Here is a 16,390-nt window from a genome sequence, read left to right on the forward strand (position 1 = left end):
AGAATATGAACGGCACAAGGCAATTGAAAGCATCGCGACCAATGCCCCTGCCGGTGCAAATCGTATCATCGCGCGTGGCGTTGCGCCGCCACGCGGGCACGCTCACTCCCCCGCAAACTTCACACCGAGCGCCGCGCGCGCAGCATCGGCCATCGCGATCATCTGCAGCGACACCGCATGCGTCATCACCGGGCTTTCGGTTTCTCCTGCACGGATCAATTCGCAGAAGTGTGCGGTTTCGTAGTTGAGGCCGCCGCCTTCGAACGGCGCATCGAGTTCAACAACCCGTCCATCCGCATAACGAATCGTCGCGCGCGTCGGGTTCCACCAGTTCTCGTGAATCGTCACGTGACCGCCCGGCGCGGCAATCAGCGCATCGCCCTTGCCATACAGATCGAGCCCGCAAAAGAGCTGCGAGATGCCGCGTTCGTGCTGGCTGTTGAGACTCGCGAACAGATCGACACCCGTCGCGCCGACCCGGCCGAGCGTCTGCACATCGAGCGGCGCACCGAGCCAGTCGACGGCGAGAAACATTTCATAGATGCCGATATCGAGCAGTGCGCCGCCCGCGTGTTCAAACGATAGCGACGGATGATCGTCGGGCACACCCGGCACCGAGCAGCCGGCGCGCACGAGTCCCGGCACGCCGATCGGATCGGCGGCTAGATGCGCGCGCAACTGACGGTAAAGCGGATAGAACGGCGGCTTCATCGCTTCCATGAAGAGCCGTTGCGTGCGGCGCGCCGTCGCGACGACGCGCTCGAGTTGCGCCGCGTTGATGGTTGCCGGTTTTTCGCACAGCACGTGATGGCCCGCTTCGAGCGCGGCGATCGCGTAGTCGGCGTGGCTGTCCTGCATCGTTGCGATATAGACGGCGTCGATGCCGCTGTCGAGTAGTGCCGCGAAGCTCGCGCACGCTGCGCCGCCGAACTCCTGCGCAAACGCGGCCGCCGGTTCAGGGCGGCGCGACCAGATGGCGGCGAGCTGTGCGCCCGGCACATGGGCGAGGCTCTGGGCAAAGCGGCGCGCGATGCGGCCGGTACCGACAATGCCCCAGCGGATTACGGTAGTGTCATTCATCGATCGTTCGGGTCCTGGTGCGATTAGTGGCAGGCCCGTATTGTCGCGCATCCCGGGGGCGGCATTTGCGCCGCCGCCAGTTCACGCTCGATCGATCGCTACGCTCAACGATGCAGCGGATCCGCCGCCAATGCACTCCCCACTTCCTCCACCGTAGAGTCGATCAGCGCCCGCATGGCCGCTTCCGCCTCTTCTGGATCGCGCCGCTCGATCGCTTCAACGACGCGACCGTGCGAGCGCACTGCGGTCTCCCACACGCGATCCTTGTGATAGATGGTCTGACCGACCGCGGACAACGCGCCGCGAACGATCGCCGCCATCTGCCCGAAAAACTGGTTGCCGCTCGCGGTCACGATACGCGTGTGCAGCAGTTCGTCCGCGGACTGATACCCGGGCTCGCCCGGACGGATTGCGCAGAACGCATCGTACGCATCGCGAATCGCCGCGATATCGGCGGCGCTGCCACGCGCGGCCGCCTGCGCCGCCGCGCGCGGCTCGATCAGGATGCGGAATTCGATCACATCGCGCAGAAACAGCGGATCGGGCTTCGCACGAAAGCGCCAGTTGACAACATCCTCGTCAATCATCCGCCAGTTGTGCATCGGCTTGATACGTGTGCCGACCTTCGGGCGTACATCGAGCATGTCGCGCGCGAGCAGCATCGACAGCGCCTCGCGCATCACCGTCCGGCTCACGTCGAACTCTTTCGACAGCACATCCTGGGGCGGCAGCACCGCCCCGTACTTCTCCTCGACAATGCCGGTGACCAGTCCATCCATCACCCTGCTAACCAGCGAGCGGTCTTTATTGCTGTGTTCCATGACACCCTCCCCGATGCGGCGCTGTCGCCTGTGTAGTCCTGCTAATCCCTGCGCCCTCGCTATGTCTCATGCCGCTTGTCGATACGTTGCTTGCACAAATACCGTTGCGCCAGTTGGGAAACTTCCTGACAGGGTTATCCCTCTGAGGAATTGTTTCGTCTATGTAACGTCCTTGCCTGTAAAACGCACAAACTGGCGTGGCAAGCGCACCGCGGCGGGGAAAATTGCACCGCGCGGTGCGGCGGTGTGTCTCGCGCGCGCCACACGCTGTTGCGGCCCAGGCGCCGCTCAACCCACCGGATGTGCCACCGACGCGTAACGCCCACCGAAAAAAACCAGCGGCGCCTGCTCACCGAGCGAAAACAGCCGCACCTCGCCGACAAACAGCGTGTGATCGCCACACGGATGCCGGTCGACAACGCGAGCGGCAAACCGGGCGAGCGCATGTTCGAGCAGCGCAACGTCCGGCATCCCATCCACCGCTGCAAAACGCGGCGCGAAACAACTCTGAAGCTCGCCGGCGAAATGCCGGCTATGCGGCTCCTGTTCGTTCGACAGCACGCTGACACCGAAACTCGTCGCTCGCATGAGCCGCTCGTGCATACGCGCCCGCGTACCGACCGACACGACGATCAGCGGCGGCTTCAGCGAGCCCGACATGAACGCGTTCGCAGTCATCGCGTGCAGCGTGTCGCCGCTGCCCGTGGAAATCACCACGACGCCGGTCGCAAAGCGCCCCAGTGCATGGCGAAAGCGCCGTTCGTCGAATCCGGCCGCGCTATCCTCGCCGCCGGGCTCGACATCCATGCACACATCACTGGCGGGTAGCAGCCTGGCGTTCATTGCCGCTCCCCTGGTCGTGTTCGGCGCGGCCGTATTGATCGTCGAAACGCACGATGTCGTCTTCGCCGAGATACGAGCCCGATTGCACCTCGATGATTTCGAGCGGTGTCTTGCCCGGATTCTCGAGCCGGTGCGTGGTGCCGAGCGGGATGTAGGTGGACTCGTTTTCCGACAGCAGGAACGATTCGTCGCCGCGCGTCACACGCGCGGTGCCGCGCACGACGACCCAATGCTCCGCGCGATGATGATGCATCTGTAGCGACAGCCGGCCGCCAGGATTGACCACAATGCGCTTCACCTGGAAGCGTTTTCCGTGTTCGAGCGAATCGTAATAGCCCCAGGGCCGCTGCACCTTGCGATGGTCCTGCGCTTCGCTGCGCTGCTCCGCCTTCAGCCTGCCGACGATCGCCTTCACGTCCTGCACCCGGTCCTTCGCGGCGACAAGGACCGCGTCCGCGGTCTCGATCACGACGACGTCCGTGAGACCAACGCAGGCCACGAGTCGTCCGTCGGAATGCACGAAGCTATCCGTGGTGCCTTCGAACAGTACCGGTCCGCGCGCAGCGTTCCCGGCCGAATCCTTCTCCGATACCTGCCACACGGCGTCCCACGCACCGACGTCGGACCAGCCGGCCACCAGCGGAACGACGACACCCGCTAGCCGCGCGTCGGTGCCGATGCGCTCCATCACGGCGTAGTCGATGGAATCCGATGGACATGCAGCGAAGGCCGCGCGATCCAGATGCAGTGTGCCGTCGCGATCGGTCGACGCGTGACGGCAGGCTGCTGCGCATGCGGCTGCGAGTGCCGGGCGGCAGGCGTCGATTGCGGCAAGCCAGACCGATGCGCGCACAACGAACACGCCGCTGTTCCACCAGTATTCGCCTGATGCGACGTAGTGGGCCGCCAGTTCGCTGTCGGGTTTCTCGACGAAGCGCCCGATCGTGCGCGCTCCGTTTGCATCGAGCGCGTTGCCGGTGCGGATATAGCCGTAGCCGGTTTCGGCGTGTGTTGGCGGCACGCCGAGCGTGACGATTGCGCCGCGGGCCGCGTGTACGACCGACTGCGCGAGTGCGGTGGCAAACGCCGCGCGATCGGCGATCAGGTGATCGGCGGGTGTCACGACCAGCACAGGGTCGTCTCTCAGACCGCGTTCTGCCTGTGCCGCGAGCGCGGTAAGCGCTGCAACCGTAAGCGCAGGCGCGGTGTTGCGCGCGGCCGGTTCGAGCACAATGCGCGCACCGGCGTTGCATCGCGCGAGCCGGTCTGCGGTCAACAGGTGCAACGCTTCGCTGCAGACGACGAGCGGCGCGCATAACGTCATCGGTAGCTGCGTGGGTCCCTCTTTGGCTCCGGTCATGCCGGCGCAGGTGGTGCTCATGGCCTCGGCAACGCGGCGCACGGTCGCCTCCAGCAGCGACTCGTCGTCGAGCAGGTCGATCAGTTGTTTCGGGCTGCGTTCCCGCGACAACGGCCACAGCCGCGTGCCCGAACCGCCCGCCAGAATGACCGGCTGCACGACCAGTTGCGCAACATCGGTCGGGTCGTCGAGTTCGAGCGTAGAGGGTTCTGCGATCCGGTTCATCTTGAGTTCCATCGTGTCTGGGTACGTGGGTCGGTCGCGTCACGCGGCGCGAAGCCGGTGTGTGATCGACGGGGAGTCGTGCGGAGATTCATGGGCTGACTCCGTCGAACCAGTTGGGCGCGGTAGCCGATGGTCCTTCCTGGGCGGTCCGCGCGCCAGGCCGGACCACAGGCACCGTATGCGGAGCGGCATGGCCGATCACATCGGCGAACAGCCAGCGTTGCGCATCGGCCATCGCGGCTTCGCGCGCGGGCCGCGTGAACAGCGCGTGATCGAGCTTCGGCAGCGTCATCGCTCTTACCCGCGGATAGCGGCGCAACCCGCCCAGCCGCGGACCAAACTGGACGCGCGCCTCGTCGAGCCCAACGTCGTATTCGCCGTACACGAGGCGCAACTGCACGCCTTTGGTGTGAATCGTCCGCAGCAGCGTTCTGACCTCGTTGACCGCAACCGGCCAGCCGGTGCGATCTTCGATCCAGCCCGACGCCGCAAGCCAGCCGCGGCGCGCGATACGTTTGCCGATCACAGCGGCAACACGCAACGGATGACTCTGCCGACGCAACGCCCGCAGCCACTTTCCGGGCGTCAGCGCGGCGCGCCAGTACACCTTCGATGAAGCGAACTGATGCGCACCGGGCATGCGCGCGGTCCCATCCCAAACGAACTTCTGCAGATTGACGCCAAACGCACCCACCACCCGCGGATGCCGTGCGCACACCTGCAATCCGACAAACGCGCCGCCGCAAACGCCGAACGTCGCGACGCTCGCGTGACCGTGTGCGACGAGCCAGTCGGCACCGGCCATCGCATCGCGGCAGGCGGCTTCCGAGTAGACGGAGTCGAGTGTGATGGTGTCGGCGGCGGGCTGTGCATCGCCAAGGCCGCCCAGGTCCATCCGCAATGAAGCAATGCCGAGCGCAGCAAGCTGCCGCGCAAACAGCACAAAGATGCGGCCGTCACCGATGTGGTGGCTCGCGCCCGTGTTGAAGAACAGCACGGCGGGTGCGTCGGTGCGCGGCACCGTGGGATCACAGTAGATGCCGAAGTACGGACCGAAGACGACTGGGCGTTCGGTGGCGGTTTCGGTGGGGAGCTGGAGTAGTGGTTCATTGATTGCATCGGTGCCAACTGCATGATCGAGCGCACGCGACGACGTGCCCTGTGCGAGCCATGCCGTCACACGCGCGAACGCATCGACGGGTTCTTCGCTGTAGAGCGCTTCGATCATGAAGCGATCGCATTCGTCGAAACCCTGCCGTTCGACCTCGACACCATGCTGTGCATAGTGCGCGGCAAGCGCTGCCGTACGGCTACGATCGTTCGACTCGAGTAGCAGCACGCGCGCGGCGGGCGCGTGCGTGTCGCGTTGCAAATCGATCTCGCCGAGCCGCGCAATGTCGTCGCCATGCAAACCGAATCCGAACGCTTCGACGTAGTTATCGCGCTCGTCGAGCGGATCGGCGTTCATGCCAGCGGGCGTGCTCAACCAGCTTTGCCGATGTGCGCGCAACTCACGCAAATAGTTACGCCCGAGCATTGCAGGCGCGAGCAGCACAAGTGCATCGATATCGCCGGCCCGTTGCGCGGCCAGCGCTGCAAGCGTCGCGCCGAGGCGCAGCCCCACCAGCGACACGCGCGTTACACCAGTCCTCTCGCGCAGCCGGCGCGTCGCAGCCACGATGCTATCGAGCCAGGCTGCAACCCGCTGCGGATCGTCTTCAAAGCCAGTGGAGTCGCCCGTACCCGGGTAATCGAAACGCAGCACCGGCATACCGGCTGCGGCGAGCCGTTCCGCAAGCTTGCGCCAGCCGCGATGCGTACATAGCGCGTCGTAGCCGAATGGATTGCACAGGACGACGCCCTGCTCGCCGGCCGCGGGATGCAGCCAGCCGAAGCAGCCGTCGAAGACGACTGGTCTCATTGATGGTCCCCACGCAATAGTTGAATAGTTGATTAGTTAGTCCAGGCGTGTCACGCCTGATCTTGACGGTCATTTAATCAACGGCCGTCGTGCGAATCTGTACGGGCCCGCACACATTCAAAAGCCGTCTCGAGGCACTATCGGGGCGTTGTCGATAACGTTGTCGTCTTTCGTGGATTGATCGCCGCGCTCACCGTTGCGCCCCGTTGCTGCCCCGTCCCGCTTATCTGTCCGTACACCGCGCTGCGGCAGCCGCGCCTGCTGCCCCTTGCCCGCACCTGCTCCCCGCCATGGAAAAAAGGATCGTCAAGAACATCGCCATCAATTTCGTCGGCTCGGTCGTGCCGGTCTTCATTTCGCTTGCGACGGTGCCGGCGTATCTGCATTCGATGGGCGTCGAGCGATATGGCGTGCTCAACCTCGTGTGGGCGCTGATCGGCTATTTCAGCGTGCTCGAACTCGGCACCAGCATCGCCACCGAAAACCAGATCGCCCGCGTGCGCCATGCCAACGATGGTTCGGTCGAACGCATTTTCTGGAGCGCGTGCGCGTTGAATTTCGTGAGCGGTGTGATCGGCGGCGCGATCATCTACGTCGCGGCGTATGTGTACGTCACGCACGGTACGAAGGTCGACCCGCAGTTCCAGCACGAAGTGATCGCGAGCCTGCCGTGGATTGCAGCGGCCGTACCGCTTGCAAACGTCACGTGGGTCTTTGCCGGCGCGATTACCGCAGTCGAGCGTTTTACGAGTTTCAATACCAGTCAGACGATCGGCACGTTGCTGTTTCAACTGTTGCCGCTCGGCGCGATCTGGTGTTTCTCGCCGTCGCTTGCGGTGGTGATTCCAGCGGCCGTATGCGCGCGCGTGATTGCTGGCGTGCTGCTCGGCGTCGCGACGTTCCGTGCGTTGCACATCCGGTGTGTGCGCAAACCCGACTGGCCAACCGTGGTCTCGTTGTTTCGCTACGGCCGCTGGCAACTGCTGTTTAGCGGCGCCGGGATGATCGCGCAGACGCTCGACCGGATGCTCGTCGGTACGCTGCTCGGCGCGCGCGCAGTGGCTTACTACGCCACACCACAGAACCTCGTCACACGCCTGAACATCCTGCCCGGCGCAATGCTGCGCACGCTGTTTCCGCGCCTGTCGGCATCAACGCGCGAAGATGCGGACGAACTTGCCCGCAGCGCGCTGGCGCTGCTGAACGGCGTGTTCACGCCCTGCGTGATCGTCGCGATGTTCGCACTCGAACCGTTCATGCACGTATGGCTCGGCGCGCACATGGCGACGATGTCCGCGCCGTTCGGGCGCGTGCTGATCGTCGGCGTGTGGCTCGCGGGGCAATCGAGCATACTCGGCATCCTGATTCAGGCGCAGTCGCATCCGGCGCAGGCGGCCCGCGTCAGCTGGGTGCAGTTGCCGTTCTTCGCCGCCGGGCTATGGTTCGGCATCCATCAGTTCGGTGTGATGGGCGCGGCCGTGGTCGTCGTAATCAAGGCGCTGTGCGATTACGCCGCGTTTCTGTATTTCGCGGAGCTGCACCTGCGCTCGATCGCCGGCAATATGGTCACGCATATCGCGTTTCTTGGCGCGGCGCTGTTTCTCGCGAGCGAGCTGTCGACGCTGCCCGCGATGGTCGCCGCTGCGTGGGTGCTGGTCGCGGCGAACCTCGCGTGGTCGTTGTATGAGTCGGCGATGCTGCGCGAGCTGGTGCGGCGGGTGTGGGGGCGGTTGGGATTGCGGATGGGGTGATACAGCACCGGGGTGGGTTGTCATCCGTCGTTGCTAGAAAGCGATTGGCTCCTCTTCAACGCACGATCCCATCCACCGCCACACCCTGAGCGTTCCCTGCGACACGGCGACGCGACCGCACCGCTTCGAACGCCTGCTCATAAACCGCCAGGTACGCATCGCACACATGTTGCACATGGAAAGTCCCGATGTTGCGACGCGCGCCTGCCACCAGCGACGCACGCGCAGCCCGGTCGGTGAGTATGAGTTCGATTGCATCGGCTAACGCTACCGGGTCTGCTGGCGGCACCAGCAGACCAGCTGCACCGTCGTCGAGCATCTCCGGGTTGCCGTCCACACGAGTCGCCACGATCGCGCAACCTGCTTCGCGTGCCTCGCACAACACGAGACCACCGGGCTCGCGATGCGACGCCAGAACGAACACTTCAGCCTCGGCCAGATACGCGCGTGGATTCGCGACAAAGCCCGTAAACTGCGTGCGAGCCGCAACACCGAGTTCCTGCGCGAGCGCTTCCATCTCCACACGATCGGGCCCGTCGCCGACCAGATACAGCATTGCCGCCGGAAAGCGCTCGCTCAGTCGCGCAAACGCGTGCAGCAGATCCTGAATCCCCTTGCGCCGGTACATCCCCGCCACGGTCACGATGCCAGGCTGTGCCAGTTGCGGGGAAACCGCGGCAGGCAGGTCCGCGAAGCGCGGCGTACCGATCGTCCCGTTGCGCACCACCACCAGCCGTTCGCGCGGCACGCCGCGCCGCGCCATCGATGCCGCCACTGCCGCACTAACCGCCACGACGCGGTCGCCGAAGCGCATCAGCGACGCGCTCTTCTGGAATTCGTTGTGAACCGTCGTGATCAACGCATAGCGGCGCCGCAGCGTGCCGAATCGCGCGATCAATGCGCCGGTCATCATGTGTGCGTGCACGACGTCGGGATCGCATTGTGCGAGCAACCGGTTGAAGCCGGCGATCATCGACGGCACCTGCGACAGTTTGCGCGATTGCGCAAGCAGCACATGACGCACGCCATGCTGCGCGAACAACGGCTCGAACTCGCCGCCCGCCGATGCCACCGTCACCTCGTGACCGGCGCGTGCCTGCGTGCAGGCCAGATCGACCATCATGTTGACGATGCCGTTGCCGGCGTTCAGCGCGTGATTCGCAAGGTGAACGATTTTCATGATTGTGGACAAGCTCAATGGAGTGACGAAGAAGGTGAAGCGAACACAGTCGAAGACGCACGCACAGGTGGCGTGAAGCGATACATCAACACCTTGCCGTGCCAGTCTTCTTCGACGAGCACGAGGTATTCGCCGCTGGCAAGCCGGTGCGCGGTGATCGGCATCGATTCGTCGATCATTCCGCTCGCCGCACCGACTTCCGGACCTGGCGCGAGCCGTCCGACGTCGCGGCCCGTGTCGCGGTCGTAGACGCGCACGATGCCGGTCATCGTTTCAGCGGCGAACAGGTAGTCGCCCGCTTCCGCGATGCCGTTGATCGCCTGCGTGTCCGGTGGGCCACTGTCCGGCAGATCGATCGTGTAGCGCAGCACAGGCGATCCCTTGAGCCAGTGGTCGTAACGCGCGAGCGTCGAACTCGCGCTGTTCCAGTTATGCTCGTTGAACGGTCGCGCCGCGGTCGATCCGGCGAGAAACATCGTGTCGTCGGTGGGGTTGTAGATGACGCGTGTGATGCGCGTAAGCGGTGCGGGTACCGCGAAGCGCTGCATCGCCGAGTAGCGGTACACGGGGTTGCCGCTGTTGTCGAACCCTTGCCGCGGAAAACGTCGAATGCCTTGCGATAGCGTGCCCTGCCACACGTCGCCATGCGTATCGACCCACCACGTTGTCACGCGCGGTGAATCGTGCGCAACCGGTTGATCGAAATCGATGGAAGCAAAGCGGCCCTTGCCCGCCGTGTCGCGCCAGATCCATGCACCCTGTGACGGCTGCCCCGGCGGCCACGCGCCATCGATGTGCTCAGGTGCAAAAAATCCCGCCGGAATCGCCGTTTCACTCGTCTTCTCGAAGCGATAGATGCGCAGATACGACGACTCCATATCGAGCGTGTACAGCAGGCGCCGCCCGTCGATGTCACGCACGATCGGCGTGCCCCGTTGCCCCTGCTTCAGATGCAGGAACGGATCGTAGGGATAGCGGAAACGGTCGACGGTGTAGCCAGCGTACGACCATTCGTGGCCAGTGGGACGCGACAGGTCGAGCGTGAAGCGCTTACTGCCGCTATAGACCGATGGTAACGACGGCGACTCCCCATCGACGAATTGCGCCGCGTCGACAAACAGCAACCCTTGCAGGCTAAAGCGCAGCGCGCCATCCGGCGTATAGCTCTCTAGCACCGCACCATCGCCGTTCTGTGGCCCACGATTGCCGTCACCACGATCACCACGCAGCCCGGTGCCGTTCATCGCTACAACCACATTGCCCACGCGGTCGACACCGACACCGGTGAGCCCGTTAAAGCGCAGTGGCCCCGGCGCGCCGCGGCGGCCCGCATAGAGGCCGCCCGCTTCGCCGAGCGTCGCGGTCAGTTGCATGGAAACATCCCTGTTGTCGTGCCGTGTAAGTGGAGCCGCGCCGACCTGCGCGCCCGCGTCGCGCGACGCGCTAAAAATCAGTACCTGCTGACGCGGCCCGTTGTCGGCCACCAGCAGACGCCCGTTCGCATCGAAGGTCAGATCGACCGGCACGCTGCCAGCCGGCAGCGTCAATGCGCCGAGACGCGTCCCGTTGCGTGCATGGTGGACGATGCGTCGCGCGCCGTCTGTGCGGCTGCGCTCGATGATCCATAACGAGCCGTCCGGTGCGATCGCAAGCCGGCCTGGTTCGCGCGCAGGGAACTGGCTGGCCGGCTGCATCGAGTCTGCATCGAAGGCTTCGATGCGGTTGTCGCGCAGATTCGATACGAAAAGCGTCCGGTTGTCCGCGGCGAGTCCACGGATCGCCTCGTCGTCGTGATCGGACGATTGCGCGATCAGACGAAATGCGAGCGTGCTATCGGGCCAATGCACCTGGCCGGCAAACGGCACGCCTTGCGTGAAGTCCGCGCGGCTGCGGCGCGCCACGCCATACCACCGCGTGCCTTGTGGCGGCAGGTTTTTCTGCGCGGCGAGTGCATTGCCGATACTCTCCACAATCTGTGCGGTGAACACGTAACGGTCGTTAATCGCGATCGCGTCGCCGCCGAGCATGCCCCAACCATGCGAGCGCCCGCCGTAGCCGAGCAACTGGCCGTCGCGATAGTGGCCGATCTCGCCGCCGCCTTCGTCCCACAGCGCATTCGTGTAGATATCGCCATCGGGCGCGACTGCAATGGCCTGCACGTCGATCTGCATCCAGCGCTGCTTCGCATAGCCCCAGGTGTTGCCAATCCATGAGGTGCGATAGTTCAACGCGGGATGTTGTGCGGCCGGTTCGGCGAGCGCGCTTGTCAAAACACTCATGGCACCCGCCCCTTGCTCCACTTCCGCCGAAGCTGCACGTCCGATCGTCACACCGCCTTGATCAAGCGCGACGAGTAGTGCAAACACCGGCAACAGCAGTACCGCCGCACAGACAAGCCGCTCGAACCTGCGCCGCGCCTGCGAGCGAAATGACATGGTCGTCGCACAGGCTCTAGAACGCGTCTATCGCTTCGCGATAGACCTGCGCGACCTGCGCGGCGACGACAGGATGGTCGAAGTGCGCACGCGCATACGCACTGCACTCGGCGGCCGAAGGCAGCACGCGACGACCGAGCAACGCGTCGGCGATACCGCCGCCTAGCGCCTGAAAGCCACCGGACGGCAACACGAGATCCGGCGACAACGGCGCCACCGCTTCGGGCAATCCACCCACCGGTGTAACCAGCACCGGTGTGCCGGCCGCCAGCGATTCGATCGTCGTCAGTCCGAAGCCTTCCAGCGCGACGGTCGGCACGACCGTGATATCGGCGGCCTTGTACCACAGCGGCAGTGCATCATCGGGAACGAAGCCTGCAAGCTGCACATGCCGCTCGAGCCCGCGAGCGACGATGCGCGCCTGCAGTTGCGCTTCGAGTGGCCCTTTACCCGCAATCGTTAGCAGCACGTCGGGCACTGATTGCCGGACCACGAATAGCGCATCGATCAGATCCTCGATACCCATGCGCGACACGAGCCGGCGCACGCAGAACAGCAATGGCCGGTCGAGCGGCAGACCAAGCCGTTTGCGCGCGCTGCGCTTCGAACCATCGCGATCGAAACGGCCGACATCGACGCAGCCCGGCACCACGCGAATGCTGTCGTCATGCACGCCGTACTGGGTCTGCAGAACGTGTGCGAATGCCTGCGACAGCACGATATGCCGCGTACCGCCGCGATACACGAAGCGTTCAAGCGTTCGACGCAGCACCCGCGATACGCTGCCACGTCCTTCCGACCCGGACTCTTCGGCCCAAGGCCCGTGAAAATGGACGACCCGCGGCACGCTGCCGAACACGCCGACCGTCGGCGCCGTATAGAGCGCGAAATGCGTCGCAACGACATCGGGCATGCGCGCCGTTCTCAATTCGCGCGAACGCGTGCGGGCGCGCCACAGGCGTGTGCCGAGTCCATCCTGAGTCGTCGCAAACGGATGCACGCGACCACCCGACGCATCGAGTACCGCCGGGCTGCCGGCCACGAGTCCCCGCACGTTCACGCCTTGCGCGGGCAATGCATCGACAAGCGCCATAAACATCCGGTCGAGTCCGCCGGGGCGCTCGCCGAACCAGTGCATGCCGATCTGCAATGAATCGATTGTCGCGCTCACGATTCCGCCACGACAGTCGTACGGGTTGCGGAAGGTTCGGCTCCGTCGAGTTCGTGCTCGTGCACGTATTCACCCGGCAACGGCCTCCGCGAGCCCTTGCGCGCCGCAATCTCCCCATACAGCGCGAGATAGCGGTTCGCCATCGTCTGCCAGCTCAGCGTGCGCGCCAGTTCGCGCGCTGCGTCGCCCATCTGGCGCGCATCGACAGGATGCTCAGCAAGTCGGCAGATTGCCGCGGCCAGCGCGATGTCGTCGTCGGGCTGATCGAGCACGATGCCGCAGTCGGAACCAATCACTTCGGCGCCGCCCGCCGTGCGCACGGTCACGACCGGCAACGCAGTGGCAAGTGCTTCGAGCAGCACGAGGCTCATCGCTTCGTAGCGCGACGGGAACACGAACGCGTCGACTGAACGCATCAACGCGGGCATGTCCTTGACGAGATCGGTGAAGTGCACCCGCTGCGCAACGCCGAGCGTCGCGGCCAGCACCGGATAAGGACTGTTGCGCAGAATTCCCGCTACCACGAGATGCACATGCGGTGGCGTCTGCGTCAAGGCGCGCAGCACGGTATCGAGATTCTTGCGCGACACACGCAGATCGCCCGCGAACAGCAGCATGAACGGCGCCTGCGGCAAAGCGAAACGCGCACGTTGCGACGCGCCCGGCGCAAACTCATCGACGTCGACACCGTTGTGAATGACGCGCAGGTTCGCTCGGCCGACACCTACCGCACGCACTTCCTGCGCGACCTTCTCCGATACCGGCACGATGGTGTCCGCGCGCCGTAACGCCCAGCGCTCACACCAGGCATTGAGCCGCGTATAGAGGACCTGATAGGCGTCATACGGACCGCGCAGGAAACGAAACGGATAGAAGCCGCATCGATACCAGCCGTCATGCACGAAGTGAACCGCGTTGACGTCGGCGCGTGCCCACGCGATAAAGCCGTTCACGTGCACGACGTCGAACGCGTCGCGATGGGCGCGGATCCACGCGCCGCAGCGCCACGCAAACAGCTGGTACTGAAGCAGACGCGTCGGCAGCCGACTCGCGTCGATGCGCACGAAGCACGCGTGCGGATGGGCAACCAGCTCCGGCGCCGCCTTCGATGCCAGCAACGTCACATGGTGCCCGGCCGCGAGTGCCGCACGCGCAATCTCATAGTTGACGCGGCCCTGTCCGTCGTTGTTCGTGACGACGTGCGTGACGATCAGGATACGCAATGCACGGCCGCTCATCGCGTTGCTCCGGCTGCGCGCAGCGTTCGCTGTTGCACCGCACGCGTTTCGCGCGCATGGCGCAGACCGATTACCGGCATCGTGACTCCGATAAAAAACAACATGCCCGGCAGCGCAATCAGCGTGTTGACAAGGATCATCATCGCGAAGATCGCCAGTGCGAGCCCAACACCCGAAATCGCAAAGCGGTCGTGCGAGCGTGACAGGCTCGCGCGGACTGCGCGCCAGATCAGCATGAAAATGCCGGTCGTATACAGCAACGTGCCCGGCCAGCCCATCACGAACGGCACTTCCATCAGGCCGCTATCGAATACGAGGTTCTGTTGCGATGAATCGTCGGAGAGCTTGGTGCCGAGACCGGTCGTACCGAGCCCCTGACCGGCGATATCGGTGAGCGCCACCGCGAGAAAGTTATGATAGAACTCGGCGCGCGCCTGGTAGCTGTCATCCTTGCCGAGGTTCTGCACGGTATCGAAACGCTGCACGATGCTGTCCGACACATCGCCGATCATCGCGATCGGCGCGCAGAGCAATGCGAAACCGAGCAACCCGCCGATCATCCGCAGTCGGCTGCGACCGTCGAGCATCGCAAGCGGATAAATCAGGCCGATCACGAAGCCCCCCCACGCGCCGCGCACCGACGTGAACAGCAGCGCGGGAATCGCCACGAGGCCGGTCGCCATCTTCATCTTGCCGGGCGCGCCCAGCAGCATGAGCAAGACGGACATCATCGTCATCGCAAAGACACCCGACGAATTCATCGTGCTGCTCACGCGCATCGCGAACGGCACCGGGCGCCCTTCCGACTCCATCTGCGACGCGATCAGCCAGAACGCGTCCCACGGCAATGGCGATATATATTCGAGCACACCATAGGCGCCCATAAAGAGACCGCCGTACGTGAACGTGCTGAGCAGCACCCGCCGATAGAGCGGATAGTCGCGCCACGTCACCACGAGCCGAAACGCGATCAGCACCGGCAGCAGCCAGTTGACGAGCGTGAACGTCGCGGCCGCGGGACCGGCCCGCACCATACCGACGATGTACGCATAGAACAGTGCAAGCACGATCAGCACGATCGGTGCGGCGCGACGCTGGCCCAGCACATGCACATGCCTGAGCAGCGAGAAACCGCATAGCGCGACGGCGAGCATCGGTGCGACCATCACGAAGCTCTGCGGATTGAACGACCCGTTCATGAAATCCGCGAGACGCCGTACTTCCGGCGAGAGAAAGAACAGCCAGCAGACGAACCCGAGATGATGCGCGGGTGAGCGTCGATAGAAATACACGGCGATCAGGAACGCACCGCACGGGTAGAACAGCTCGATCGCGCGGCCCTGATGGGCGAGGATCAGTAGCAGCGTGATGCCGAAGAAGGCGAGTGGCAAAGGTAGCGGGTAGCGCATGCCGCGCGGTGCGGTTGCTCCCGATCCCGCTCTTGCTCGCCGCGCGGTTGTGGGTGCGGGTTCACCGCGGCCGGCAACACCAGAAGGTGTCACAAGCGGCGCAGCCGATGCACCCAGCCATGTAGAGGGTGTATTCATCGGCGGCAGCACTCCGTCTGCGGCGCGCCCGGACGGCGTGCCTCCCCACGATCGGCGCGCACCGTCACAGCAGTTCGAACGTATTGACGAGCACGAGACCATCGCGCTCACGACGCGGGCCACGCAAGCGCGGCGGCACACCACGCGCCGGTCGCGTGAGCCCGATAAACGGCACACCGTGCTCGAGAAACGGCCCCTCGCTCTTGCGAAAACCGAACTGCTCGTAAAAACCACGCAACCCAACCGGAGCGGAGACGCGCGCGACCCATCCGGGCCAGCGCTCGGCGATCGCATGCAACGCCCGCTCGATCAGAATTTCCGCCGTGCCGTCGCCACGCCGCGCGGGGCTCGTCAGTACCTTGTCGATCGTCGCCTCAGGATCTTCGGCGTCGCCTGGCTTGATGCGCGCATACGCGAGCACCGGCATCGGCCGCGACATGTCTTCGGTGGCGAAGACGTGCAGCGCGGTGTCGTCGTGACCGTCCGCATCGAGGCACACATGCGACTGTTCGACCACGAACACCGCACTGCGTGCTCGCAGGATCAGATACATCTCCCGCGCAGTGAGCGCTTCGAACTCCAGCGTTTTCCAGTTCATTGCCACTTCCCCCAGGCGCCCCCAGCGATTCATTCGACGGGCATGGCCCGTTCCCATGGCGACACGTTACGTCGCCAACCCGCGTATTTCCGTGCGGCATCGCACTGACGCTGGTGCATGGCAATTCGTTAAATACGGTCAAGCGAGGCGCACTGCAGACAGGTGCGCCCCAGAATGCGCGAACAGAACCGAGGCGACAGAGACGGGACAGCAGGTAGCA

12 protein-coding genes are annotated in these 16,390 nt (G+C 64.5%); 1 reads left to right on the forward strand and 11 read right to left on the reverse strand.

The features are described 5' to 3' along the window. Positions 1-102 precede the first annotated feature (102 nt). From BWP39_RS08465 to BWP39_RS08485, 5 genes are all read right to left on the reverse strand, one after another. The gene (locus BWP39_RS08465; RefSeq protein WP_096718880.1) at positions 103-1,080 is read right to left on the reverse strand and encodes a Gfo/Idh/MocA family protein; all 978 of its coding nucleotides are present in this window, start codon (positions 1,078-1,080) and stop codon (positions 103-105) included. A 104-nt stretch (positions 1,081-1,184) separates the two neighbouring features. Then, positions 1,185-1,901 carry a FadR/GntR family transcriptional regulator gene (locus BWP39_RS08470; RefSeq protein ID WP_096718882.1) on the reverse strand — a complete coding sequence of 239 codons (717 nt, stop codon included), beginning with the start codon at positions 1,899-1,901 and terminating at the stop codon, positions 1,185-1,187. A gap of 288 nt (positions 1,902-2,189) precedes the next feature. Further along, positions 2,190-2,708 carry a flavin reductase family protein gene (locus BWP39_RS08475; protein ID WP_096719679.1) on the reverse strand — a complete coding sequence of 173 codons (519 nt, stop codon included), beginning with the start codon at positions 2,706-2,708 and terminating at the stop codon, positions 2,190-2,192. 7 nt (positions 2,709-2,715) lie between these two features. Next, positions 2,716-4,329: a mannose-1-phosphate guanylyltransferase/mannose-6-phosphate isomerase gene (locus BWP39_RS08480; RefSeq protein ID WP_096719681.1), complete on the reverse strand. Its 1,614-nt coding sequence runs from the start codon at positions 4,327-4,329 to the stop codon at positions 2,716-2,718. 88 nt (positions 4,330-4,417) lie between these two features. Beyond that, entirely contained in the window at positions 4,418-6,250 is a 1,833-nt protein-coding gene (locus BWP39_RS08485; protein ID WP_096718884.1) for an alpha/beta fold hydrolase, read from the reverse strand. 290 nt (positions 6,251-6,540) lie between these two features. Between BWP39_RS08485 and BWP39_RS08490 the strand changes: the two genes are divergently transcribed. Beyond that, on the forward strand, positions 6,541-8,001 hold the full coding sequence (locus BWP39_RS08490; RefSeq protein WP_096718886.1) for an oligosaccharide flippase family protein: 1,461 nt from the start codon (positions 6,541-6,543) through the stop codon (positions 7,999-8,001). 55 nt (positions 8,002-8,056) lie between these two features. Here BWP39_RS08490 and BWP39_RS08495 read toward each other — a convergent pair whose 3' ends face one another. The 6 genes from BWP39_RS08495 to BWP39_RS08520 form a co-directional block, all read right to left on the reverse strand. Further along, positions 8,057-9,181, reverse strand: a complete 1,125-nt coding sequence (locus tag BWP39_RS08495; protein WP_096718888.1) for a glycosyltransferase family 4 protein — start codon at positions 9,179-9,181, stop codon at positions 8,057-8,059. A gap of 14 nt (positions 9,182-9,195) precedes the next feature. Beyond that, entirely contained in the window at positions 9,196-11,616 is a 2,421-nt protein-coding gene (locus tag BWP39_RS08500) for an NHL repeat-containing protein (protein WP_096718890.1), read from the reverse strand. A gap of 16 nt (positions 11,617-11,632) precedes the next feature. Further along, positions 11,633-12,754: a glycosyltransferase family 4 protein gene (locus tag BWP39_RS08505; RefSeq protein WP_170043849.1), complete on the reverse strand. Its 1,122-nt coding sequence runs from the start codon at positions 12,752-12,754 to the stop codon at positions 11,633-11,635. A gap of 29 nt (positions 12,755-12,783) precedes the next feature. After that, positions 12,784-14,010: a glycosyltransferase family 4 protein gene (locus BWP39_RS08510; RefSeq protein WP_096719683.1), complete on the reverse strand. Its 1,227-nt coding sequence runs from the start codon at positions 14,008-14,010 to the stop codon at positions 12,784-12,786. An 11-nt stretch (positions 14,011-14,021) separates the two neighbouring features. Next, positions 14,022-15,572 carry a hypothetical protein gene (locus BWP39_RS08515; RefSeq protein ID WP_133116840.1) on the reverse strand — a complete coding sequence of 517 codons (1,551 nt, stop codon included), beginning with the start codon at positions 15,570-15,572 and terminating at the stop codon, positions 14,022-14,024. Between the two features lie 64 nt (positions 15,573-15,636). Further along, on the reverse strand, positions 15,637-16,170 hold the full coding sequence (locus BWP39_RS08520; RefSeq protein WP_096718896.1) for a GNAT family N-acetyltransferase: 534 nt from the start codon (positions 16,168-16,170) through the stop codon (positions 15,637-15,639). Positions 16,171-16,390 lie beyond the last annotated feature (220 nt).

Source organism: Paraburkholderia acidicola (assembly GCF_002362315.1).
In the GTDB taxonomy this organism is placed as follows: Bacteria; Pseudomonadota; Gammaproteobacteria; order Burkholderiales; family Burkholderiaceae; genus Paraburkholderia; species Paraburkholderia acidicola.

Coding starts and splice junctions, on each gene's coding strand:
- BWP39_RS08465 (WP_096718880.1), bottom strand. CDS start 1,080: ATGAATGACACTACCGTAATCCGCTGGGGCATTGTCGGTACCGGCCGC.
- BWP39_RS08470 (WP_096718882.1), bottom strand. CDS start 1,901: ATGGAACACAGCAATAAAGACCGCTCGCTGGTTAGCAGGGTGATGGAT.
- BWP39_RS08475 (WP_096719679.1), bottom strand. CDS start 2,708: ATGGATGTCGAGCCCGGCGGCGAGGATAGCGCGGCCGGATTCGACGAA.
- BWP39_RS08480 (WP_096719681.1), bottom strand. CDS start 4,329: ATGAACCGGATCGCAGAACCCTCTACGCTCGAACTCGACGACCCGACC.
- BWP39_RS08485 (WP_096718884.1), bottom strand. CDS start 6,250: ATGAGACCAGTCGTCTTCGACGGCTGCTTCGGCTGGCTGCATCCCGCG.
- BWP39_RS08490 (WP_096718886.1), top strand. CDS start 6,541: ATGGAAAAAAGGATCGTCAAGAACATCGCCATCAATTTCGTCGGCTCG.
- BWP39_RS08495 (WP_096718888.1), bottom strand. CDS start 9,181: ATGAAAATCGTTCACCTTGCGAATCACGCGCTGAACGCCGGCAACGGC.
- BWP39_RS08500 (WP_096718890.1), bottom strand. CDS start 11,616: ATGTCATTTCGCTCGCAGGCGCGGCGCAGGTTCGAGCGGCTTGTCTGT.
- BWP39_RS08505 (WP_170043849.1), bottom strand. CDS start 12,754: ATGCACTGGTTCGGCGAGCGCCCCGGCGGACTCGACCGGATGTTTATG.
- BWP39_RS08515 (WP_133116840.1), bottom strand. CDS start 15,572: ATGAATACACCCTCTACATGGCTGGGTGCATCGGCTGCGCCGCTTGTG.
- BWP39_RS08520 (WP_096718896.1), bottom strand. CDS start 16,170: ATGAACTGGAAAACGCTGGAGTTCGAAGCGCTCACTGCGCGGGAGATG.